The sequence below is a fragment of the Martelella sp. K41-7 genome (assembly GCF_055808365.1).
Window position 1 is genome coordinate 1 of sequence record NZ_JBVVRV010000002.1, and the last position, 22301, is coordinate 22301.

Sequence of the window (22301 nt, forward strand, 5' to 3'; positions counted from 1 at the left end):
GTGGCGACGTTAGCTCTGTGGCTACAGCGCGCATTGGATACACGGCGAAGCCATGCCGGCGATGCAGGCATCATGATTCATCCTCCCGTAAACGATCCTCAAAATTGACTGTCAATGTCTTTTAAATCGTCTAACAATGTGTATATGATTGTTTGTCGATTGTGTAAAGCCGTTTTGAAGATGAACTGACAGGCAAACACAAAATCGGCGGCAGAAGCCGCGGCCAGCGTGTGCGGCTGAATGGGAGGAGAAGCGATGATGGGAAGCGCTCGAACTCAATCGAGCCGAGAACCGCAGGCACGTGCTTTCGCGCGTCGTCTCTGGCCAGACACCATCCACTTCTCTCGAAACAGAAGTTGAAAGTTTCTGTCTTGGAAACTGAAAAGGGAGTTTTCGTTATGTCTGGAATGCCGGTGAAACAGGCGGATGTCCTGCGTCTTCATGCACAGCAGGATCTGCGGTTTGAAACATGTGAGGCTGCTGCCCCGGGACTGGGACAGGTCAGGATCGCCATGGAGCGCGGCGGTATCTGTGGGTCGGACCTGCACTATTTTGCGCATGGCGGCGTCGGGCAGATCAGGGTCCGCGAGCCCATTATACTGGGCCACGAAGCAGCTGGCCGCATCGAGTCGATCGGTCAGGGTGTCGATGCGCTGGTTCCCGGCACGCTGGTCGCGGTCAATCCCAGCCGTCCCTGCGGGCACTGCCGTTTCTGCCGGTCGGGAATGGAGCGGCATTGCACGGATATGCATTTCATGGGCAGCGCGATGCATCTGCCGCATGAACAGGGCCTCTACCGGTCGTACCTCACAGTCGACGCAGCCCAGTGCTTTGCGTTCCCCGAAGGTATCAGTGCTGGCGAAGCAGCGTGTTCCGAACCGCTCGCGGTCTGCCTGCACGCGGTTTCGCGCGTTCCCGCCGGCGTCGACAAGCTCAATGTTCTTGTCACCGGTTGCGGCCCGATCGGCTGCCTGACGATTGCAGCGGCGAAAGCAGCAGGTGCAGCTCATATCGTCGCCACCGATCTTAATGCGGAAGCACTGGAGGTCGCACGGAAAATGGGGGCCGATGTCACCATCGATCTCAAGGCACGGCCCAACGGTGTATCTGAAGAGGGCCCTTATGACATGGCGTTCGAGTGCTCTGCGGCTGCGCAAGCGGTGATCAGCGCCATCGAAGCGCTGGAGCCTTGCGGGGTTCTTGTTGAAGTCGGCGTTGCGGGCGTGATGGAATTGCCGGTCGGACGCATGGTCGCCCGCGAAATTTCCTATATCGGCACGCACCGCTTCGACAGCGAATTCGCCGATGCCGTGAATGCCATCGGATCGCGAAAGATCGATGTGCGGCCGATCATCACCGGGACCTATCCGATGAACGAGGCCGACGCGGCCTTCGCCCTTGCGCTGGACAAGAGCAAAAGTTGCAAGGTCCATATTGCACTCGACGAAACAGAAGAAAAGCAGGCCTGACAATGCAACAGACATGGCGCTGGTTCGGTCCAGCAGACACGGTAACAGTTGAAACGATGATGCAGGCGGGTGTCGAGGGTGTGGTTTCGGCCCTTCATCATGTCCCGACGGGCGCGGTATGGAGCCCTGCGGAAATCGAGCTTCGTCAGCAGCAGATCGCAAAAATGGCAAACGGGCGTCTGTCGGGACTTGCCTGGAGCGTCGTCGAATCCCTTCCCGTTTCGGAAGACATCAAGAAGCAGAAGGGCGCGTGGAGAACACATATTGAAAACTGGAAGCAATCGATGCGGCATCTGGCCTCCGCCGGTATCGAGGTGATCTGCTACAATTTCATGCCGGTTCTTGACTGGACACGCACGGATCTGGCCTGGGAGCGGCCGAACGGTGCGCGCTGCATGCGGTTCGACCTGATCGACTTCGCCGCATATGACATTCACATTCTCGCACGCCCCGGTGCTGCTGAAAGCTTTCCGGACGATGTCCGCGAAGCCGCTGCGGCCAGATTTGCCCAGATGAGCGAAGCCGACAAGGAGGCGATTGCCGGAAATGTGGTCTTCGGTCTTCCGGGTGCAGCAGAACGCTTCTCGCTGGACGATGTCAGAACCCAGCTCGGCGAATATGACAATATCAGCGAGGAGAAGCTTCAGGGCCACATGATCGACTTTCTTTCGGAGGTCGCGCCGCTTGCCGAAGAACTGGGCGTACGCCTTTGCTGCCACCCGGACGATCCGCCCTTTCCGCTTCTGGGGCTCCCAAGAATTATGTCGACGGAGGCGCAATACAGCAAGATCCTGGACGCAGTGGATCTGCCGGCGAACGGCGTGACGCTGTGTTCCGGGCGCTGGGCGCGCGCCCGGACAACGACCCCGTTGCGATCATGAAGGCGCTCGGCGACCGCGTTCACTTCATGCATCTCCGCAATGTCACGATTGAGGGCGAGGCCGTGATGAACTCTTTCTATGAGGATCAGCATCTGACCGGACACACCGACATGGCCGCGCTTGTAGCCGCAGTCGTCGAAGAAGAGCACCGCCGCAAAGACGCAGGGCGATCGGACTGGTCCATTCCGATCCGGCCCGACCACGGACAGGACATCCTCGACGATATCGGCCGGCAGGCGCAACCGGGATACCCTTCGATTGGCAGACTTAAAGGTCTTGCAGAGCTTCGAGGCCTCTTCGCTGCATTCGAGTGGAGCGCAGAACGGTCGCGGTCGTTCCTAACACCATAGACAGCGCTCGATCCTAGGCGGCTTTACTCGATTGGGGCTCCACGGGGCTATTGCGCGGAGAGCTCGAAAAACACCTGGTAAACTGTTCCGTCTCAAGGGCGTTGAGACGGAACAGCCGTCCACACCAACACGGTATAGATCCCTCAACCCTCCTGCATACGTTGCAGAAGGAAAATAGGTGGCCGGGTTTTACACCGCCCGAAGCGGAACAATCCCGCCGCTACCGTGGACTAATTTTGCACCGCCGCTCTCACATCGGCGTTGTAATGGGGCTCTGACGCAATCTCGATGGCATCAGTCGGGGGCGATACCTCGACAACATATTTATCGAGCGTCTGTGGCGACCCCTGAGGCAGGAGGCCGTCTACCTGCACGAATTGCAGGACGGCTTCCAAGCCAAACGCATCATCGACAACTGGATCGGATTTTACAACGCTGAGCGGCCACACACCGCGCTTGAAAAACGAACGCCCGACGAGGCATACTTTACTGCGATGCAGATGAACCAAGCGGCATGAAACCTAACCCCGATGCATCTTAGCTGAGCCGCAAACCTGTCCGAAAAAACAGGACCACTTCAGAATGCGCGGGTTAAACTCGGCGTCACCACGCGAGAGCAAGTTGTTGCTGTATTCTCCGGATCGTTCGTGTGATGATTTTCAGCAGATTTTGTCTCACCTGAGCAGGCGCAAATAGCTACAAGCAAAAAAGTTTTTCGTATCGAAGGTGGGTCGTGGCGAAACAGATGTCAGGGGTAACGCAACATTATGCGCGCGAGATTGCGTCAATGCCTTCCACGGCTCGAAGCTTCGGAATGACAAAATCGGTGAACGCCCGTACGACCGGGCGCATGAACTTCGTAGATGGGTATGCCAGGAACACATCGGTCGGCTTTACCTCATAATCGGCCAGGACGCGCACGAGACGTCCATCGGCCAGCTCATCGGCAACGAGGATCACCTGAACCGGACCGGCTCCGCGCCCTGCCAGCAAACTGGCCTTGATAACCTGCGCGTTGTTGGTTCTGAGTACGGGCTGGACTTGGACCTCGAAATTCGTATCGCTCTGGCAGACCGTGAGCGTATCGCGCGGCGATAGAATAGTCGTCGTCGTGACGATGCCCATGGCCGAAAATCGCTCCAGACTGTCGATCGGCCCATTCCGTTGCAGGTATTCAGGGGAGGCCGCGAGGATGCGGCGTATCAAACCTATCCGGCGGATAATCAACGCCTGACTTTCCGGCTTTCCATACCGCACTGCGAGGTCGAAATTTTCGTAGATCAAATCGACGTGGCGATTGTCGAGAACAAGGTCCACCACGACGGCCGGGTGCTCGTCCTGAAACTCCATCACCATACGGTGAAGATGCTCGGCTCCCAGACAGGAAGGCGCGTGTACTCTGAGCGTGCCTTCGACTTCTCCCATATCGCGGCGAACGCCCTCAATAGCGGCTTCTATGGAGGCCAGCGCTGTGCGGCTCGCTTCGTAGAGCGCCAGACCGTGGGCTGTCGGACGGACGGATCGCGATGAACGTTCCAGCAGGCGCGCACTGACGTGATGTTCAAGGTTGCGGAGGTGTTTGGTCACGGCTGGCTGCGATATGCCGAGGTCGCGTGCAGCGCCTGTCATTGACCCCTTTTCCACGGTTCTGACGAAGGCGCGCAAGGCGGCGTTGATGTCCATACATATCTCTTGGTTATGAGTAAAATCAAACCATAGCGAATAGACATCATTCTCGCTACCTGTCTTACACCTGAAAACAACCATCATTGCCGAAGGAGTTAGTTTTCAGATGTCGATAGACAGGCGTACTTTTATGATCGGATTTCCGCTGCTTGCGGGGGGCTGTACCTCTATTGAGTCTGCCGCAGTTGTTGAGCCGATTTCCAGCATCCCCGCCAACAACGAAGCTTATCGGGCGGTGTATGGCGAGATTACGACCGAACCATATCCGGTTCATGCGGTTGATGTTGAAAAAGTGGATCCGAAGTTCCTGCGGCAAGAAGTGTCCTATGCGACCGAATATGCGCCTGGAACCGTCGTCGTGGACCCCAATGAGCGTTTCCTCTACCTGGTTCGGGAGAATGGTCGCGCATTGCGCTATGGCGTCGGCGTCGGAAAAGTCGAGGCGTTTAATTTTCAGGGCGAGGCGACAATCGCCGCCAAAAAGGAATGGCCGGGGTTGTAAGCCGTCATAGGGGTTCGACGCCGATCGGCATGATAAGTCTTTGAAATATTTAAAACGTGTGGGGGCCTGGTGCCGCGCCGAATAACAAAAAGCTTCTCAAATCGACGGTGGATCATGGCGAAACGAGAAATTGGCTCAATCTCACCCGACATTTAACAAACATGTTTGAAATCCGTTCTTTGCGTGCCCCGAGCCACAGATTGACGCGCATCCGACGAAATGGCGGTCAAATATCTCACAAATCTCGCGCGAATGCTCCTTCACGCCGGCGCGCTGCTGCATGACAATGTCAGCCCAACAATAACGACGCGGAAATCCGCGCGCGGCCGCCACAAAGCACGGCCTGGAGGAGGAGTGTGCAATGAAGATCGGTGTGAACACCTGGGTCTGGACGTCGCCATTTACGACGGCTGATTTCGACCTGATTCCCAAGATCAGCAGGATGGGTTTCGACGTGCTCGAGGTTGCGCTCGACGATGCCGATCTCATTGACGCGCGGCTGCTGCGCAAGGTCGCAGCCGACAACGGCCTTGCGATCACGGTCTGCGGCGCCTTCGGGCCCACGCGGGACATAGCGAGCGACGATCCGGCGATCCGCACCAACGGCGCGAACTACATCCGCTCAAGCATCGGGTTCGCGGAGGCCGTCGGCAGCACGCTGTTCTGCGGCCCGGTCTATTCTGCTGTCGGCAAGACCCGCCTGGTGCCCGATGTCGAGAAGAAGCGGGAATGGGCATGGTGCGTCGAGACCCTTCAGGACATTGCGGGCGTGGCCCTGGATGCAGGCGTCACGGTGGGGGTCGAACCGCTTAACCGGTTCGAAAGCGATATGGTCAACCTGACCGAACAGGCGCTGGCGCTGATCGATGATGTCGGCAGTTCCGCCTATGGCTTCCATATCGATACATTCCACGCCAATATCGAAGAAAAGAGCATCCCCGAGGCGATCCGCGCCGCTGGCGAGCGGCTCGTCCACGTGCACGCCTGCGAGAACGATCGCGGCATTCCCGGCTCAGGCCACCAGGACTGGAAGGGCATCCGCGATGCGCTTGTCGAAATCGGATATGACGGCGCCCTCGTCATCGAGTCCTTTACGCCGGGCGCGGTCGAGATCGCCAAGGCGGCCTCCATCTGGCGCCCGCTTGCCCCCTCCCAGGACGAACTGGCCAGCGCCGGGGCAAATTACCTTCGCAGTCTGCTCGGCTGATATCCCTTGCCATTTCGCTGGGAGTGCGAGGAACCGGACTGTATGATCCGGTTTCGCACGGCGTCAGGCGGCAAGGCGTCCTTGAGCGACGCAGGGGGGCGCAGGGAAGGGGGAGAGGACGGTGGACGAGAGAAATATCGCACTCATTATCGAAACGTCGAACAGCTATGCGCGCGGCATTCTTCACGGCATTCATGAATATGCCCGCACCCGGCGCGGCTGGACGCTCTATCTCACCGAGCATGGCCGCCACGAAATCGACGAGTCTTTTGTCGGAAACTGGAAATTCGACGGCGTCATAGCCCGCATCGAAACAGACCAGATGGCGCGGATCATCAAGACCATGAACGTGCCCACGGTCGATGTGAGCGCCGCCCGGCTGATCGAGGGAATACCCTGGGTGGAGACCGACGACGAGGCGATCACGCATCTCGCCCTCAACCATCTGCGCGATTGCGGGCTTCAGAATTTCGCCTTTTTCGGCGACCCGTTCTACAATTGGTCGATCTGGCGTCAGCACGCCTTCGAACGCATTCTCGGCCACCCCGATATCATCAAATCGCGGATCTACAACCTGCCGAAGCGCGAGGAGCCGCGCGTGCGGTGGTGGACCCAGCGCGAGGCGATCCGCGCCTGGCTCAACGCGCTGCCAAAGCCGGTCGGTATCTTTGCGTGCTACGACGCATGTGGACAGCAGCTCGTCGAAATCTGCCGCTATTACGGATTCATGGTGCCCGAGGATATCGCCATCGTCGGCGTCGACAATGACGAGCTTCTGTGCGAGATCACCACGCCGACCATGTCGAGCATTATTCCCAATTCATTCGCTGCCGGCGCCTATGCCGCCGAAATCCTCGACCGCCTGATGCTCGGTGAAAAACTTTCGGGACGCAAGCACTCGGTGGAGCCGCTCGGCGTGCGAAAGCGTGTGTCGACCGATATGCTGACCGTGCGGGACCGCCATGTTGCCGAAGCCATCGCCTTTATCAGGAAGAACGCCCACAAGAACATCAGGGTCGAAGACATCCTCGCCATCGTGCCGCTGTCGCGTCGCGTGCTCGAAGCGCGTTTCCGTAAGGCGCTCGATCGTACCCCGCACCAGGAGATCCTGCGCGTGCGAACGAATGCCGTCCGGGAGCTCTTGCTTGAGACGGACATGTCCCTGTCCGAGATCAGCGAAGCGCTCGGCATCCAGCACCCCGAGTATCTGAGCGTGTTCTTCAAGAAGGAAACAGGCCTGACGCCGCGCGAATACCGCGAACAGGTCAAAGGGCGCGCCTTGCCCAAATTGCCGGACTGACTGCAAACGCCGTATCTGACAGGAAGGCCGTCGGCTGCTGCACAAAGTGCAGCGGTCCGATTAACTGTATAAAATTCGAAACTCATTCATCTGTTGCGTATTAATTTGAACATTCTGTAGTTCAGGTAAAATTCATCAGGATTTTAGCGCAAATATTCATTCTAAAATACTGAGAACTCCTCAATACTCCAAGCCAAGGAGAAACTGGGGGTTACCATGGAAAAGGCAAGAGTTGGTTTGATCGGACTTGGGTTCGGGTCGGAATTCATTCCGATCTATCAGGCGCATCCGAAAGCCGAGGTCACGGCGATCTGCCAGCGTTCGAAGTCCAGGCTCAACGAGGTTGGCGATCAGTTCGGCATCCAAACGCGGTACACGGATTTCCGCGACGTGCTGACCGACCCGAACGTCGACTGCGTTCACATCAACAGCCCGATCCCCGATCACGCGCCGCAGACCATTGCCGCGCTCAAGGCCGGCAAGCACGTGATGTGCACCGTGCCGATGGCGACGACGCTGGACGAGGCCAGGGAGATCGTCGACCTCGTGCGTGAGACCGGGCTCAAATACATGATGGCCGAAACGGTTGTCTATGCGCGCGAATATCTGTTCATCAAGGAGCTTTATGACAAGGGCGAACTGGGCAAGATCCAGTACCTGCAGGCTTCGCACCCTCAGAATATGGAGGGCTGGCCCGACTACTGGAAGGACATGGTGCCGATGCATTATGCCACCCATGTCGTCGCCCCGCTCATGGCCATGGTCGACGGCATGGCCGACTATGTCTCCTGTTTCGGCTCCGGCACGGTCAACGAAGAGTGCGCTTCCCGCTCCGGCTCGAAATTCGCCGTCGAAACCTGCCAGATCAAGATCAAGGATTCCGACGTCGCCGCCCATGTCTGGCGCTTCCTGTGGGACACCGCGCGCCAGTACCGCGAGTCGATCGACGTCTACGGCTCGAAGAAGAGCTTCGAGTGGCAGCTCATCACCGACGAGAACCCGGTGCTGCACACTGCAAACAGGCCCGAACCAGAGATCGCCGAGTACGTCGAGGTGCCGGACTATGCGCACCGGCTGCCCGAGGAAATCAGGAAATTCACCCGCGGCATCGTCGACGAGGAACATCTCAGTTTCGTTCAGGGCGGCGGGCATGGCGGTTCGCATCCACACCTGGTGAACGAGTTCATCAATGCGCTCCTCGAGGACCGCGACCCGTTCCCGAATGTCGAGCAGTCCGCCAACTGGACCTCGGTCGGCATCTGCGCCCACCAGTCGGCGCTCAAGGGCGGAGAGATCGTCAAGGTGCCCGACTTCGACAAACGCTGAGACAGGAAAGTAACCGCCGTTCGGCCGAGGGAGGGGACCATGGACGAAATACTGCGTTTGTCACGCATTTCAAAGACGTTTCCCGGCGTGCGGGCGCTGGAGGACATTTCCTTCGACGTGAAGCGCGGCGAGGTGCACTGCCTGTGCGGAGAAAACGGCGCGGGCAAGTCCACGCTGATCAAGGTCCTCTCCGGCGCACATAAGCCGGACGAAGGCGGCGAGATACTGTTTGACGGCAAGCCGGTTTCGCTGACGCCGCGCTCGGCGCTGCAGTTGGGCATTCACACCATCTATCAGGAACACATCGTCTTCAACGACCTCTCGATCACCGAGAACATCTTCACCGGCGCCGAGATCACCCGCTGGGGCCTTCAGCAGCGTAGCAAGATGCGTGAACAGGCCGAAAGGGTTCTCAGGTTTCTGAAGAGCGACCTGTCGCCAGATCTGAAGATGCGCGATCTCACCAGCGGCCAGCAGAAGGTGGTCGAGATCGCCAAAGCGGTGCTGTTCAACTCGAACCTCGTCATCCTCGACGAGCCGACGGCCTCCTTCTCCGCCAGGGAAATCGACACGGTTCTTGAGATCGTCAGGACCGTGCGCGACAACGGCATCGGCGTCATTTACATCTCGCATCACCTCGACGAGGTGTTCGAGATCGGCGACCGGGCGACGGTCCTGCGGGACGGGCGCAAGGTCAGCGTCCATCCTATTTCCGGCCTCGCCAGATCGACACTCATCAAGGATATGGTCGGGCGCGACCCTTCGACCTTCTACGAGCGCGAGCGCATTCGACCGGGCGAGGTGGGGCTCTCGGTCCGCAACGTCACCGGTAACGGCGTAAAGGATGTCTCGTTCGACCTGCGCCGCGGTGAGATTCTCGGCTTTGCCGGCATGGTCGGGTCCGGGCGCTCCGAACTCATGGAGGTGCTGTTCGGCAGCGCGCCGATCGTTCATGGCGACATTCTGATCGACGGCGAAAAGGTCCATCATTCGAGCCCGAAGGCGGCGATCCGCAACAAGATGTGCTTCATCACCGAGGACCGCCAGAACACCGGCCTGTTTCTGACCAAGTCGATCGGCGAGAACGTCGCCGTTGCCAACATGGTGAACACGCGCAATTTCATCGCGCGGCCCGGCGAAGACGAGGCCGTCGGCGAGAAATACATCGAACGGCTGAACATCAAGGCGCCGAACGCCCGCACCCGGGCCGTCAACCTGTCCGGGGGGAACCAGCAGAAGGTGGTGCTGGGCAAGTGGTTCAACACCGGGGGCGAGATTTTCATCTTCGACGAACCGTCCCACGGCGTCGATGTCGGCTCCAAGCAGGAAATCTACAAGGTCATGGTCGATCTGCTGAAGCAGGGCAAGGCCATCCTGATGGTCTCCTCCGACATGCCGGAGGTGATCTCGATGAGTGATCGCGTGATCGTTTTCAAGAAGGGCGAGATCGCAGGGGAACTGACCGGTGAGGAGATAATCGAAGAGAACATCCTCACCCTTTCAATAGGAGATCAGGAAGAGTGAGTACGCGCGACAACACCAGTTCCACCCCGGTCGTCAAGACGTCGCTGTTCAAGCGGCACGAGAACCTGACCGTGCTTTCGATCTTTTTGAGCTTTGTTTTCATCATCGTGCTTTGGCAGTTGATCGCCTCGGGATTTTCCAAATATCCGACCTTCATCAGCCCGGTGAACATCCTCAACATCCTCCAGCAGGTCGCGGTGCCCGGCATCATTGCGGTGTCGATGACCATGGTGATGATTTCGGGCGGCATCGATCTGTCGGTCGGCATGCTGGCCTCGCTGGTCTCGATCGTGGTGTCTTTGGGCATCTCGCGCTGGGGTTTCGGCGTCGTGCCGTCCATCGCGCTCGGAATTTCTGCGGCGATCGTGCTTGAGGCGATCATGGGGTTCATCATCTCGCGCACCCGCATCGAACCGTTCATCATTACGCTTGGCGGCATGATCTCGTTCCAGGGCATTGCGCTGCTCCTGTCCAATTCGCGTGAAGTCGTGATGAAGGGCGAGCTCGATTTTCTGACCGTCAACCTGATCGACGGCGCCAGGGACCCGATCACCGGGCTGGCGCTTCGGGTGCCGCCTTATGTGCTGATCTTTTTCCTGGTCGCGCTGATCGGCGGTCTGATGCTGACCTACACCAAGTTCGGGCGGCGCATCTATGCCGTCGGCACCAATCCGCGGGCCGCTTTCCTGGCCGGCATCGACGTCAAGAACATGAAGCTTGCCGTCTACTGCATCCAGGGTCTGCTGGTCGGCATCGGCGCCACCATGCTGCTGGCGCGCATCAATACCGGCATTATCACGCTCGGACAGGGCCTGGAGATCGACACCATCGCCATGGTCGTCATCGGCGGTACGGCGCTTTCCGGGGGGCGGGGCAACGTCGTCGGCACGCTGATCGGCGTCATATTCCTCGGTTCGATCGCCAACGCCATGAACATGCTGAGGCTGCCTTCGGAGGTGCAGTTCCTGGCCAAGGGACTGATCATCATCATCGCCGTCTCGGCCGGAGACGTTTCCCGGCGTATTTCCGACTACCGGACGCTGAAACGGGAAAGGGCGGGTGCACGGGCGGCGGCAGAAGGCGAGCGTGGAAACCAGCAAGGGCAGGAGATGCTCTCGGCAAGGCCGAAGCAAAACGTGTGACGTCCAGAGGGCGGAGCACAAACACAAGAGGGAGAAGGAAAATGAAGAAGCTTACACTTTCACTGATGACGGCCATTGCCGTCGGCGCCATGGCCATTGGCAGCGGCGCGCAGGCCGAAGACAAGGTCATTGGCTATTACATGGATGCCTCCGATGACTTCTACAAAGCCGGTTACGAGGTGTTCAGGACTCTTGCGGAACGTCAGGGCTGGACGGTGCTTGACGTTGTCGGCCAGGGCACCGCGCCGGAACAGATCGCCGCTGTCGAGAACTTCATCACCCAGGGCGTTGACGCGCTTCTGGTCGTGCAGAATTCGCCGGAAACCACCTCGCGGACACTGAATCTCGCCCATGACGCCGGCATTCCCGAGTTCCACCTGACGCACAATCCGCCCAACGAGCCGGGTCTTGCCGGCTTTGCCGGTTACGACTGGGTCCAGATCGGCGAATATGCCGGCGAGTCGGCCCTGAAGCACGGCGTCAATCGACTGATCATGATTGAGGGCAAGCTCGGCCAGGGCACCGCCTCCGGCCAGACAGAGGGTTTCCTGAAAGCCTATGATGCGCAGGGCAAGGACATCGGTAATCTCGCCGAGAATGTCGGCGTCAAGGGCGCCGGCGGCGAAGACCTGCAGGTGGTGTTCTGGGGCTCGGGCGGCTGGTTCGCCGACCCGGCCAAGAAGGTGATGCAGGATGCGATCACCAGCCTGGGTCCGGACGGCTTCGACGGTGTCTACGTCCACAATGACGAGATGATGGCCGGCGTGCTGCAGGCCTTCGAGGAGGCCGGGCTCGATCTCGTCCGAATACTGGCTCGGCGCATCCAACGGCAAGGAGAAGTCCTGGGATTGGGTCGAGGACGGCGTGGTCACCATGGATGTGAACGAAACAGCGACCCTTGAGGCCGACATCGCGCATCAGCAAATCAAGGCCTACTTCGCCGGCGAGGATTACAAGAAGGCGGTGTTCGTGTCCGTCATCCCCTTCAATCAGGAGAACATCGACCGCGACAAGCTGGTGCCGTTCTTCCACGACGACTACATGGCCAAGCGCGATGCGGGCGCCTTCGTCTACGACATCAACGATCCGCAGTTTCGCGATAACCCGGACTACTAGCGCATCGGTCCGAAAATCGGAATCGATTTTCGGAAAGCACGATGCGTAGATTCAATAGGTTAGAGCGTCCTTTGTGCGTCCGAATGGACGCACGGCGCTCTAATACCAATCGTCATTGATCAGAACTCTTGTGCCCATTTGCGTCTACCGATCGACATTATGTTCCATGGTCGGTCCTGGAGTGTTCTCCAGGCGTAGCAGCAGTTGTCGACGATATCCTCGTAGGACTTGAAGACGCGGTTTGAGAGCCAGTTGTTCCTCATGAACTGCCAGATATTTTCGACCGGGTTCAGTTCGGGTGATTTGGGCGGCAGTGGCAGGATGGTTATGTCTTCAGGAACGACGAGATTTTTGGACATGTGCCATCCGGCCTGATCCATGATGAGGACGGCGTGAGCGTTTTCGGCGACATTGCGGGATATCTCGATCAGATGCTGGTTCATGGCATAGGTGTCACACCACGGCATGACGAGAGCTGCGGCCTTGCCGTGCCTGGGGCAGATCGCGCCGAAAATATAGGCCGATCGGGTTCGCTGGTCGTGTGGCGCGGACGGCCTTGATCCCCGCTTGGCCCAGCGGCGGGTGATCTTGTTCTTTTGACCAATGCGGGCTTCGTCCTGAAACCAGATTTCGATCACTTTGCCCTTGGGGGGACCGGCGACGATTTCTGCCACAGCGGCGGGGAAGTTTTTAAATGCCTCGGCCGCCTCGGGATCCTGCGCATGGTGTCTTGGGCGAGCCGAGAGCTTGCGGTAGCCCATGGCACGAACTTCGCGACCCAGGGTCTCCTCACTCACCGAGATCCGGTATTCTTCCCAAATCCACCGGGCCAGGTCACACAGACGCCAGCGCACGACACCATCCAGATAGGGTGTCGGTCCGCGCTCTATCGCTTGCGCCAAGGCCGCTCGCTGATCGTTGTTCAGGAGAGAAGGCTTGCCCGGAGCCTTGCCGTTGATCAGGCCGTCGGGTCCGCGAGCATTGAAGCGCACCACCCAGTCGCGTACGATCTGAACCGTAACGCTGCCGAGCCGGGCGGCATCGCCGCGTGATCCGCCATCATAGATCGATGCAAGCGCGAGGAGACGCCGGGCCTGGTCGGCATTGCGTGTCTGCCGAGCCAGAGGCCGCAACTCAGCCCCGCTGAAATCTGTCCGAAGAGAAATCGCTGAACCCATCGCAAACCTCCTGTTTGCACCATCGATTCAGATTCGTCGCATTTTTGGAAGCACGAGAGTCAGAATTATTGAAGTCTGGTATAAGTCCTCCGTAGCGTCCGGACCGGTAGGAGGCAGCTTCGGCAGCCTCCTCCAAACGACCGATAACGGGTCACTTGCCGGTCATCTCTGAAATCCTGTAGTCCTCGGGTCACAACCGCAACTGCTGTTTCGCCCCCACATTGTGCATCTTCCCTTAATCCTTGATCGAGTTTCCATGGATGAGCGGCAAGGAGTGTCTCTATGGAATCTACATTGGAGGTTCTCACAAGGGGGCTCCGGCGACGTAAAGCCAATCGCCAATGATCAGATGAGGTCAAAGGGCAGATCGTGTCGGAGAATTTGCGGCCGGGCGTTAAGGTGAATGACGTTGCAGAACGTCGCGGGCTGAGAATAAACCACCTTTCGTCCTGGCGAACGATGGCCCGTCAGGGCAAACTGGTTTTTGGCCCGCGCTGGAAAATGCGGTTGAATTCGCGGCCTTGGTTGTCGAACTGCCTGCGCAAGAACCTCAGCCTGTCATTTCGCGCGCCGAAATCTTCATCGGTTCGGTGACGATCCAAATTACAATGGATACTTCCTCCTATCAATGATGTGACCCTCATCACCTGGGCACATTGTGATGCCGTCGGGAGGGGTATCGATCCAATCACTTCTGCGCGGAAATCAACATTCAGGGGGCAAAGCTTCTGAAATGCCAGTTTCAATTTTGAGGAGACGACCCGACAGCGGAGCGTGCTCCAGCATTTCTCGCCCGACACCCAGCCGGGCTGATGTGACGTAAAGCGTGGCGCGATCCCTTCCTCCGAAGGCAAGGCCGGTCGGATAAGGCACAGGCAGGGCCATAACTTGCTCTATCTCTCCGCTTTCGTTCAGCCGTGCCACACCCCAGCCATCTTTAAGAGCGACCCATAGACGGTCTGCATCATCGACCGTCAGAGCGCAAGGCTCACCCGAGCCGCGTGGAATGCGGCTCAGGACCAGCGCGGCCTCCCGACCCCTCCGCATTTCGTAGATCAGGCCGTCACTGCGGCTCAGTGCATAAAGGCGCTCGCCATCGCGTGACCAGACGCTCTCGTCTATTTTGCGGGCAACGTTCCACTCCGGCTGGAATTCGCCGCGTGCCGAGAGCGAACCGATCGTGCTGCTGCTGTCCTCAAGAAGCGTTGCCCAGGTGCTGCCGCCCGGCCGCGTGCACAGGGCACGAAAATCGCGGATGCGAGGACGATCGATCCTGCGGCAACCCTCTTGAAGACTGGCGTGATGCCATTCGCCTTCACAGACGACATAAATGCCGCCGCCGCGTGATGGAAGTGCCTCCGAAATCGGACCGGGCATCTGGGCAAGCAGCTTTGGCTTGTCGTCGCCCTGCATGGCATAGATGGCCGGAGCCAGCCGATCGATCCAGTAGACGCAGTCATTGTGCTCGTCCCAGAATGGTTTTGCGCCTTGAAAGGCGGCCTCGCCGAGCGGTGTGATTCTCCACTCTGAGCGATTGTCGCTCTTGGCCCTGTATTCCTTCACAAGATGTCCAAGCCTGCGGCCGGCGTCGATGAGTTCGGGTGCTAGCTGCTCGATGCGCTCGAGCGTCATCCGGTAGGCTGGCCCCGCAACGCTTATGGCCGCCACCGGCTGCCCGCCAGCATCGAGGATCGGAACGCCGATGCAGCGCGTGCCGACGATATTCTCCTGGTCGTCGATGGCAAAGCCGCGCTGGCGGATGATGTTGAGGCTGAGTTGCAGCGTGTTGCGGTCGGTGATGGTGTAGTCGGTGACCGGTCTGAAGGTCAGCGAATTGAGGATGTGCTCGACACGGCGTTCGGGCAGGAAGGCGAGGATCGCCTTGCCCTGACTGGTCGCATAGACCGGCTTGGTGCCGCCGAGTGCGGCTGTCGAACTGTTTTCATGTGCGCCGACGGATTTTGCTAGCGACACCATCTCATTGCCCATCAAAGCGGCGAGATAGGCTGTTTCGCCTGTCATCTCGCGCAGACGACGCAACTCGTCGGCAGCAATTGTCGCAAGATCCATCTCCGTGCCGATGCTCTGGGCAAGATCGAGGAAATGGAAGCCGAGCAGCAGTTTCTGATTGTTCTGTCCCGCACGCATCAAGCCGCGTTCGGAAAGAGCAGCGACGATCCTGTAGACCGTTGACTTCGAAAGACCTGTTGCTTCGACAAGATCCTTCGCTGTCAGTTGCCTCGGCTTGGTGCCGACGAGGTCGAGGATGTCGCAGGCCTTCATCAGGAGCGCTGCGCCCTTCACCCCCTTCTGCTCGGCGTCGCTCTCCGTGTGTTCCTGTTGTGTCCGGTCCGGCATGGGCTTCCTCCGTTTCAGTCACCGCAGACCCCTATGGATATGCGTCGCATGGTCCATCGTGGATCGTTTTTGTCGGTCAAATTTGAATAGTCCCATCATATGGAACTGCGAGCATCAAAATAGGCGTGAATTGTCTGGTTTGTCTATCACGGGATTGACCATTTCCCATGCTCGCGCCGATTATCAGTCTCAAATGATGAAGCGGAGTGCCCATGTGGGATATTTCGCTCGATGGGAAGGAAAAGGCATATGGGAGGCGCAACGCCCTATAGTGGCATCCCGAACACGTTTCGCCAGAACATCCTGGCAAATAGGGTTCAGATCGGATGCTGGAGCGCACTTGGAAGTCATATCAGCATGGAGGTGCTGGGTCTTGCGGGGTTCGATTGGCTTCTGCTCGACGGCGAACATGCGCCCAATGACGTGTTGTCGTTTATTCCGCAGTTGATGGCGCTGAAAGATAGCCCCTCCGCGCCGGTGGTGCGACCGCAATCGAATGACACAGTGCTGATCAAGCGGCTGCTCGACAGCGGTTTCTACAATTTTCTCATTCCCTTCGTGCAGTCGGCCGAAGACGCGCGACGCGCGGTGGCGGCAACGCGTTATCCGCCGGAAGGCGTGCGCGGCGTCTCCGTTTCACAGCGCTCGAACCGGTACGGAGCGATCCCCGATTATATCAAGGTGGTGAACGACAATATTGCGGTGCTGGTACAGATCGAGAGCCCGGCCGCAGTCAATGAGATCGAGGCGATTGCCGCCGTGGCGGGCGTCGACGGTATATTCATCGGCCCATCCGATCTGGCCGCTGGCTACGGACATCTCGGCAATGCCAATCATCCTGAGGTGCAGAAGGTCATTGCCGATGTGTTCTCCGTGGCAGCCCGTCATGGAAAGGCCACGGGCATCCTGGCGCCGGTGGAAGCCGATGCGCGGCGCTATCTGGCCATGGGTGCAACCTTTGTCGCAGTTGGTTCGGACCTTGGTTTGTTTCGCAACGCAACACAGCAATTGTACAACACATATCGTGGGGAAGCGGGCGCAGAAGCGGCTGCCGGCGCTCCTTGCCGGCCCGCTGAACGTGTCGTTGGCACGGCCGAGGCGGCGCATTCCAACGAGGACGCAAGAGAGGAAAACACATGAGCAAGCTGGGCTTTATCGGGCTGGGTATTATGGGAACGCCCATGGCGGGGCATCTGCTGGCTGCGGGGCACACGCTTTATGTTCACACGATCGGCGCTGTGCCGGAAGCGATCATCGCGGCCGGCGCAACGGTATGCGAGAGCGGAAAGGCTGTCGCCGAACAGGCCGACATCATCTTCGTTATCGTGCCCGACACGCCTGACGTCGCCAAGGTTCTGTTCGATGAGGCCGGTGTGGCGGAAGGTTTGGCGCCCGGCAAGATCGTCGTTGACATGAGCTCGATCTCCCCTGTCGAAACCAAGGAGTATGCGGCGCGGATCGAGGCTCTGGGCTGCGATTATGTCGATGCGCCCGTATCGGGCGGCGAAGTCGGCGCCAAGGGCGCCACGCTGTCGATCATGGTCGGCGCGAAGGACGCGGTTTTCGAGGCGGTAAAGCCCTATTTCGAACTGATGGGCAAGAATATCACGCTGGTCGGCGGTGTTGGTGCAGGACAGACCGCCAAGGTGGCCAACCAGATGATCGTCGCGATGAATATCGAAGCCGTCGGCGAGGCGCTTCTGTTTGCGGCGCGTGCCGGAGCCGATCCCGCGCGTGTGCGCGAGGCTTTGATGGGTGGCTTTGCCTCTTCGAAAATCCTCGAACTGCATGGTGATCGCATGGTCAAGCGGACCTTCGATCCGGGTTTTCGTATTGCGTTGCACCAGAAGGACCTCAATCTGGCGCTATCGGCCGGCCGGAAGATGGGGCTGTCGCTGCCTAATACCGCGACTTGCCAGGAACTGTTCAATGCCTGTGCCGCCCGTGGCGGCAGCGGCTGGGATCATTCCGGCATGGTCAAGGCGCTGGAGCTGCTTGCCGATTTCGAGATCGGCGAGAGCGCCGAGTGAGGAGCGGGAAGCCGGGTCGAATATCGCTTCCCGGCACTCTCGACCGCGAGGGTGTGAAAGATCATTGTGTGATTCATATTCGTTGTGCTGAAGAATGAATCATACAAATATTAGACTGGAGAAATCGGTGAGGATCATCGACGTCAGAGTGACGAAATTTTCCCATGTGACACGTAAGCATGCGGATAGTCATGGCCACTCTCATCCCGGGCCCGAGAAGCCGGCGACACAGGCAATGCTGACGATCGTGGCTGAAGATGGCCATGAGGGCTACGCGTTTCAAAGCCCCGATGTGATCCGGCCTTCTGTCGTGGACAAATATCTGCGGCCTGCGCTTGTCGGCGAAGATGCGTTTTATCGCGAGCGCATCTGGCAGAATGTCGAACAGCGCCAGCGGGGCAGCTCCGGGCGACTGTCCGACAAGGCTCTGAGCGCAATGGATCAGGCACTCTGGGACCTTGCCGGCCGCGCGCTGAAGCTGCCGGTACACCGGCTGATCGGCGGGTTCAGGGACAAGATTGCGGCCTATGGCAGCATTATGTGCGGCGACGACATTCCGGGCGGACTGGCGACGCCGGAGGATTATGGAAACTTTGCGCAGGAACTGGTGTCGCGCGGCTACAAGGCGATCAAGCTGCACACCTGGATGCCACCCATGCCGGGCGCCCCTGATCCGCGCAATGATGTACGCGCATGCGCGGCGGTTAGAAGGGCCGTCGGTCCCGATATCGCCCTGATGCTGGACGGATATCACTGGTATAATCGTTCGGATGCGCTCTACATTGGCAAGGTCCTGGAAGAGCTGGATTTTCTGTGGTTCGAGGAGCCAATGGATGAAGCCAGCATGTCATCTTATGCTTGGCTCAGCACCAACCTTTCCATTCCTGTCATCGGGCCGGAATCGATGCAGGGGAAATACCGCACGCGCGCTGAATGGGTGCGGGGCAATGCCAGTGATATCTTGCGCACTGGCATGCTGAGCGCCGGTGGGCTGGGGCCGGTGCTCAAGACCGCGCATCTCGCGGAAGCCAACGGTATGAATTGCGAGATCCATGGCAATGGCGCGGCCAATCTGGCGCTGTGCATGGCGGTGGCCAACTGCGTCTATTACGAGCGGGGTCTGCTTCATCCGCATCTCGACTACGATCAGCCTCCACTTTACCTCAACGCAATCTCGGATCCCATGGATGGTGAGGGGTTCGTTCACGCCTCGAAACTGCCTGGTCTCGGGGAGGATATCAACTTCGACTACATCCGATCACACGCAATCGACTGACGCTAGCGGGAGGAACGGAAATCAACCCAAAGGGAACATACAGACTTAAAATTTGTAGGACAAATTGTCCTTTCTAACGGAAACAGCACCATTACAAACGCTCTGGGAGGAGAATATGAAGTACAGGACTTTCCTGAAAGTCGCGGGCCTTGTTGCCGCGGTTTCGTTCGCGCCGTTTGCCGCGCAGGCCGAAACACCAAAAGATCAGCTCATCGTCGGCGTCACGTTGGTCAACATGCTATCGCTTGATCCGAGCGCGATGAGCGGTCGCCAATCGACGGAAATCAACAGCAATGTCTATGACAGCCTGATCGAAGCCGATCCGGTCGAGAAGGGTGTTTTCAACCCGTCGCTGGCAACGAGTTGGGAGCTAAACGAGGCACGCGACGCCGTCACCTTCCACCTGCGTGACGATGTCAAGTTTCATTCCGGTAACCCGCTGACCGCCCATGACTTCGTCTGGTCGATGAAGCGTGCCTTCGAACTTGGCATTGGCGGATCGAATGTCCGTGTCCTCGGCTATAACGCGGAAAATTTCGATGACATGATCTATGCGCCGGACGACTACACGGTTGTTGTGCGCTTTCCCCAGCCAACTGACCCTGCGTTGATGATGGGCACCATCGCCGGCAAGGGCCTGGCGATGGTCATCGACAGCAAGGAAGCCATGTCGCATCAGGTCGACGGTGACTACGGCCAGGGCTGGCTGACAACGCACAGCGCAGGTTCGGGACCCTACAAGCTTGCGCGCTGGGATGCCAACAACATGGTGATCCTTGATCGTTTCGATGATTATTGGCGCGGCGAACCGGCGATGAAGAGGGTTATCTACCGTCACATGCCGGAAAGCCAGACACAGCGTCTGGCGCTCGAACAGCACGACATCGATATCAGCATGGGCATGTCGGTTGCCGACATCAAGGCGCTTCAGGGTGATGAGGACCTCGTGACGGCCAAGGTGCCGAGCGGCAATGTCTACTACCTCGCCATGAGCATGCAGGAGGAGGAATTCCAGGACCCAAAGGTCCGCGAGGCCGTCCGTCACCTGATCGATTATGAGGGGATAAACGACACGATCCTGCCCTTCTACGGCGACCTCTATCAACGTCCGATCCCTGCCGGTCTGCCTGGTGCGCTGCCGAACCCGATGTACCAATTTGATCCGGACTATGCCAAAAAACTGCTGACGGAGGCGGGCTATCCTGATGGTTTCGAGACCACGATCCGCGTGTTGCCGGATTCGCCCTTCGTCAACATTGCGACGGCGCTGCAGGCAACGCTAGCCGAAGGTGGTATCGATGCCGAGATCCTGACCGGCAATGGCGATCAGGTTTACGGTAACATGCGAGCGCGCACGTTCGATATGATCGTCGGGCGCGGCGGTGACCGCACGGGGGCCCATCCCTACACTAGCCTTCTGTCGATCGTCTATAATCCGGACAATTCGGATGAGGCCAAGCTCTACACGCTTCAGGCATGGCGCACATCCTTCCAGGATGAGCAGATCAATGCGTTGCTTGATGCCGCGCTGCTTGAGCCCGATCCGGAAAAGCAGGATGAAATGTATGCAGCAATCCAGCGGAAGTTCGAAGAGGATATTCCGGCGATGCAGATCATTTCGATGAGCTACGACACGGTCGTCTATCAGGATGATATCGAGGGCTACATCGCCCACCCCTATCAGAACACGCGCTATCGCGAGGTCCGCAAGGACCGCTGACAACACGGACCAGCCGGTCGGGCTGACCTTCTCGGCCAGCCCGATCATGGGAACGGGACCCGCGCCACGGTGCGGGTTCGCCCTCCAGGAGTTCAAAAATGACGTTAAAGAAACCAGCCGGTCGCGCCAGCCGCGCCTTAAGGTTCGTCTCCTCGGCGATCGTGACGCTTCTGATGCTCGTAACGTTGACCTTTTTCCTGGGCCAGGTCATGCCGGTTGACCCGGTGGCCCATATCGTCGGGCCCGATGCGGATTACGAGACCTACATGGCGACCTATCAGCGTCTCGGACTCGATCAGCCCATATGGATGCAGTACAAGCTCTATCTAGCTCGCATCCTGACAGGCGATTTCGGAACCGCCTTCCTGACCGGCAATGCGGTGCGCGACGATATCCTGCGGGTCTTCCCCGCAACCATCGAGCTTGGCACACTGGCCGTCATCATTGGTGCAGGTCTCGGCATTCCGCTCGGCGTGCTGGCTGCCGTCAGGCGCGACAAGCCGACCGACCATATCATTCGCGTGCTGACCCTGCTCGGTCATTCTGTGCCGATCTTCTGGCTGGGGATGATGAGTCTTATTCTTTTTTACTCCAAGCTCCACTGGTTCGGCGGTTCGGGTCGAGTGGCAATCTATTACGAAGGCATGGTGCCGACGAGAACAGGCATGATGCTGATCGATTCACTGCTCGCAGGTGACTTCGATGTTTTCTGGAGCGCTGTCCGCCACATCGTTCTGCCGGCGGCTGTCCTGGGCTACGCCTCGATGGCAGCGCTTTGCCGGATGACACGTTCATTCATGCTCGAGCAACTCGGTCAGGAATATATCATTACCGCCCGCGTGAAGGGGCTTTCGGCCTGGCACGTCATCTGGGGCCACGCCTTTCCCAATATCCGCGTGCAACTGCTCACCATTGTCGCGCTTACCTATGCGGCGATGCTGGAAGGCGCGCTGCTGATCGAGACGATCTTCTCCTGGCCCGGCTTCGGCCAGTATCTGACGCATAACCTTCTGATGGGTGACCTGAATGCCATGATGGTCTGCGTCCTGATCGTCGGTGTTATCTTCATCACCATCAACATGATCACCGACCTTCTCTACGAGGTCTTCGACCCGAGGACGGCACGATGACTGTGACCTCAACCATGCAAAACACCCCAAAAGGCCCCAAGCAGGAAGAACCCTTCCTGATTAGAACAGCGCGTTCGCCGCGTGAGGCGTTCGTGCAACGATTGCT

General features: G+C 58.7%; 17 protein-coding genes and 3 pseudogenes. 17 read left to right on the top strand and 3 right to left on the bottom strand.

Going from position 1 to position 22301, the window contains the following annotated elements; genetic code table 11:
* Positions 1 to 398 precede the first annotated feature (398 nt).
* The 3 genes and pseudogenes from AC0L7L_RS20410 (at position 399) to AC0L7L_RS20420 (ending at position 3218) form a co-directional block, all read left to right on the top strand.
* A complete protein-coding gene (locus AC0L7L_RS20410; RefSeq protein WP_272214553.1) occupies positions 399 to 1469 on the top strand; it encodes an L-idonate 5-dehydrogenase in 1071 nt (356 codons plus the stop codon).
* A gap of 2 nt (positions 1470 to 1471) precedes the next feature.
* Positions 1472 to 2700: pseudogene (uxuA, locus tag AC0L7L_RS20415) on the top strand (mannonate dehydratase).
* 293 nt (positions 2701 to 2993) lie between these two features.
* Positions 2994 to 3218 carry an integrase core domain-containing protein gene (locus tag AC0L7L_RS20420; RefSeq protein ID WP_473514262.1) on the top strand — a complete coding sequence of 75 codons (225 nt, stop codon included), beginning with the start codon at positions 2994 to 2996 and terminating at the stop codon, positions 3216 to 3218.
* 247 nt (positions 3219 to 3465) lie between these two features.
* Here the strand turns inward: AC0L7L_RS20420 and AC0L7L_RS20425 are convergent, their stop codons facing one another.
* Positions 3466 to 4383, bottom strand: a complete 918-nt coding sequence (locus tag AC0L7L_RS20425; protein ID WP_473514084.1) for a LysR family transcriptional regulator — start codon at positions 4381 to 4383, stop codon at positions 3466 to 3468.
* Between the two features lie 109 nt (positions 4384 to 4492).
* On the opposite strand from AC0L7L_RS20425, the gene AC0L7L_RS20430 reads away from it, so the two are divergent.
* The 8 genes from AC0L7L_RS20430 to AC0L7L_RS20465 all read left to right on the top strand — a co-directional run bounded on the left by AC0L7L_RS20430 (position 4493) and on the right by AC0L7L_RS20465 (position 12503).
* A complete protein-coding gene (locus tag AC0L7L_RS20430) occupies positions 4493 to 4888 on the top strand; it encodes a L,D-transpeptidase family protein (RefSeq protein ID WP_473514086.1) in 396 nt (131 codons plus the stop codon).
* Positions 4889 to 5249: 361 nt separating this feature from the next.
* On the top strand, positions 5250 to 6095 hold the full coding sequence (locus tag AC0L7L_RS20435) for a sugar phosphate isomerase/epimerase family protein (protein ID WP_473514088.1): 846 nt from the start codon (positions 5250 to 5252) through the stop codon (positions 6093 to 6095).
* A 121-nt stretch (positions 6096 to 6216) separates the two neighbouring features.
* Positions 6217 to 7395: an AraC family transcriptional regulator gene (locus AC0L7L_RS20440; RefSeq protein WP_272214548.1), complete on the top strand. Its 1179-nt coding sequence runs from the start codon at positions 6217 to 6219 to the stop codon at positions 7393 to 7395.
* Between the two features lie 216 nt (positions 7396 to 7611).
* Complete coding sequence (locus AC0L7L_RS20445; protein WP_272214547.1) at positions 7612 to 8721, top strand: Gfo/Idh/MocA family protein; 1110 nt, start codon at positions 7612 to 7614, stop codon at positions 8719 to 8721.
* A 39-nt stretch (positions 8722 to 8760) separates the two neighbouring features.
* Positions 8761 to 10245, top strand: coding sequence for a sugar ABC transporter ATP-binding protein (locus AC0L7L_RS20450; protein WP_473514092.1), 1485 nt, complete (start codon positions 8761 to 8763; stop codon positions 10243 to 10245).
* The gene (locus AC0L7L_RS20455; RefSeq protein ID WP_473514094.1) at positions 10242 to 11387 is read left to right on the top strand and encodes an ABC transporter permease; all 1146 of its coding nucleotides are present in this window, start codon (positions 10242 to 10244) and stop codon (positions 11385 to 11387) included. Before AC0L7L_RS20450 ends, AC0L7L_RS20455 begins: the two co-directional genes overlap by 4 nt.
* A 41-nt stretch (positions 11388 to 11428) precedes the next feature.
* Entirely contained in the window at positions 11429 to 12289 is an 861-nt protein-coding gene (locus tag AC0L7L_RS20460; protein WP_473514096.1) for a sugar ABC transporter substrate-binding protein, read from the top strand.
* Positions 12261 to 12503: a hypothetical protein gene (locus tag AC0L7L_RS20465; protein ID WP_272214541.1), complete on the top strand. Its 243-nt coding sequence runs from the start codon at positions 12261 to 12263 to the stop codon at positions 12501 to 12503. The genes AC0L7L_RS20460 and AC0L7L_RS20465 overlap by 29 nt, the downstream gene beginning before the upstream one ends.
* 119 nt (positions 12504 to 12622) lie before the next feature.
* Here AC0L7L_RS20465 and AC0L7L_RS20470 read toward each other — a convergent pair whose 3' ends face one another.
* Positions 12623 to 13681: an IS630 family transposase gene (locus AC0L7L_RS20470; RefSeq protein ID WP_272214540.1), complete on the bottom strand. Its 1059-nt coding sequence runs from the start codon at positions 13679 to 13681 to the stop codon at positions 12623 to 12625.
* 357 nt (positions 13682 to 14038) lie between these two features.
* Here AC0L7L_RS20470 and AC0L7L_RS20475 point away from each other — a divergent pair.
* Positions 14039 to 14275: pseudogene (locus tag AC0L7L_RS20475) on the top strand (transposase); the annotation flags it as partial.
* A 111-nt stretch (positions 14276 to 14386) separates the two neighbouring features.
* On the opposite strand, the gene AC0L7L_RS20480 reads toward AC0L7L_RS20475, so the two are convergent.
* Positions 14387 to 16039: an IclR family transcriptional regulator domain-containing protein gene (locus tag AC0L7L_RS20480; protein WP_473514098.1), complete on the bottom strand. Its 1653-nt coding sequence runs from the start codon at positions 16037 to 16039 to the stop codon at positions 14387 to 14389.
* A 249-nt stretch (positions 16040 to 16288) separates the two neighbouring features.
* Between AC0L7L_RS20480 and garL the strand changes: the two are divergent.
* The 5 genes and pseudogenes from garL to AC0L7L_RS20505 all read left to right on the top strand — a co-directional run.
* Positions 16289 to 17065: pseudogene (gene garL / locus AC0L7L_RS20485) on the top strand (2-dehydro-3-deoxyglucarate aldolase); the annotation flags it as partial.
* Between the two features lie 110 nt (positions 17066 to 17175).
* Positions 17176 to 18069: a 2-hydroxy-3-oxopropionate reductase gene (gene glxR / locus AC0L7L_RS20490; RefSeq protein ID WP_473514100.1), complete on the top strand. Its 894-nt coding sequence runs from the start codon at positions 17176 to 17178 to the stop codon at positions 18067 to 18069.
* Between the two features lie 127 nt (positions 18070 to 18196).
* A complete protein-coding gene (locus tag AC0L7L_RS20495) occupies positions 18197 to 19345 on the top strand; it encodes an enolase C-terminal domain-like protein (protein WP_473514102.1) in 1149 nt (382 codons plus the stop codon).
* A 115-nt stretch (positions 19346 to 19460) separates the two neighbouring features.
* Positions 19461 to 21065 (top strand): ABC transporter substrate-binding protein, encoded by a 1605-nt coding sequence (locus tag AC0L7L_RS20500; RefSeq protein ID WP_473514104.1) that lies wholly within the window; start codon positions 19461 to 19463, stop codon positions 21063 to 21065.
* A 98-nt stretch (positions 21066 to 21163) separates the two neighbouring features.
* A complete protein-coding gene (locus AC0L7L_RS20505; protein ID WP_473514106.1) occupies positions 21164 to 22195 on the top strand; it encodes an ABC transporter permease in 1032 nt (343 codons plus the stop codon).
* Positions 22196 to 22301: the final 106 nt, after the last annotated feature.

What these genes read in the sequence shown, in the direction of transcription:
- AC0L7L_RS20410 (WP_272214553.1), top strand. Translation starts at nt 399, where the DNA reads ATGTCTGGAATGCCGGTGAAACAGGCGGATGTCCTGCGTCTTCATGCA.
- AC0L7L_RS20425 (WP_473514084.1), bottom strand. Translation starts at nt 4,383, where the DNA reads ATGGACATCAACGCCGCCTTGCGCGCCTTCGTCAGAACCGTGGAAAAG.
- AC0L7L_RS20430 (WP_473514086.1), top strand. Translation starts at nt 4,493, where the DNA reads ATGTCGATAGACAGGCGTACTTTTATGATCGGATTTCCGCTGCTTGCG.
- AC0L7L_RS20435 (WP_473514088.1), top strand. Translation starts at nt 5,250, where the DNA reads ATGAAGATCGGTGTGAACACCTGGGTCTGGACGTCGCCATTTACGACG.
- AC0L7L_RS20445 (WP_272214547.1), top strand. Translation starts at nt 7,612, where the DNA reads ATGGAAAAGGCAAGAGTTGGTTTGATCGGACTTGGGTTCGGGTCGGAA.
- AC0L7L_RS20450 (WP_473514092.1), top strand. Translation starts at nt 8,761, where the DNA reads ATGGACGAAATACTGCGTTTGTCACGCATTTCAAAGACGTTTCCCGGC.
- AC0L7L_RS20460 (WP_473514096.1), top strand. Translation starts at nt 11,429, where the DNA reads ATGAAGAAGCTTACACTTTCACTGATGACGGCCATTGCCGTCGGCGCC.
- AC0L7L_RS20465 (WP_272214541.1), top strand. Translation starts at nt 12,261, where the DNA reads ATGGATGTGAACGAAACAGCGACCCTTGAGGCCGACATCGCGCATCAG.
- AC0L7L_RS20470 (WP_272214540.1), bottom strand. Translation starts at nt 13,681, where the DNA reads ATGGGTTCAGCGATTTCTCTTCGGACAGATTTCAGCGGGGCTGAGTTG.
- AC0L7L_RS20480 (WP_473514098.1), bottom strand. Translation starts at nt 16,039, where the DNA reads ATGCCGGACCGGACACAACAGGAACACACGGAGAGCGACGCCGAGCAG.
- glxR (WP_473514100.1), top strand. Translation starts at nt 17,176, where the DNA reads ATGAGCAAGCTGGGCTTTATCGGGCTGGGTATTATGGGAACGCCCATG.
- AC0L7L_RS20500 (WP_473514104.1), top strand. Translation starts at nt 19,461, where the DNA reads ATGAAGTACAGGACTTTCCTGAAAGTCGCGGGCCTTGTTGCCGCGGTT.
- AC0L7L_RS20505 (WP_473514106.1), top strand. Translation starts at nt 21,164, where the DNA reads ATGACGTTAAAGAAACCAGCCGGTCGCGCCAGCCGCGCCTTAAGGTTC.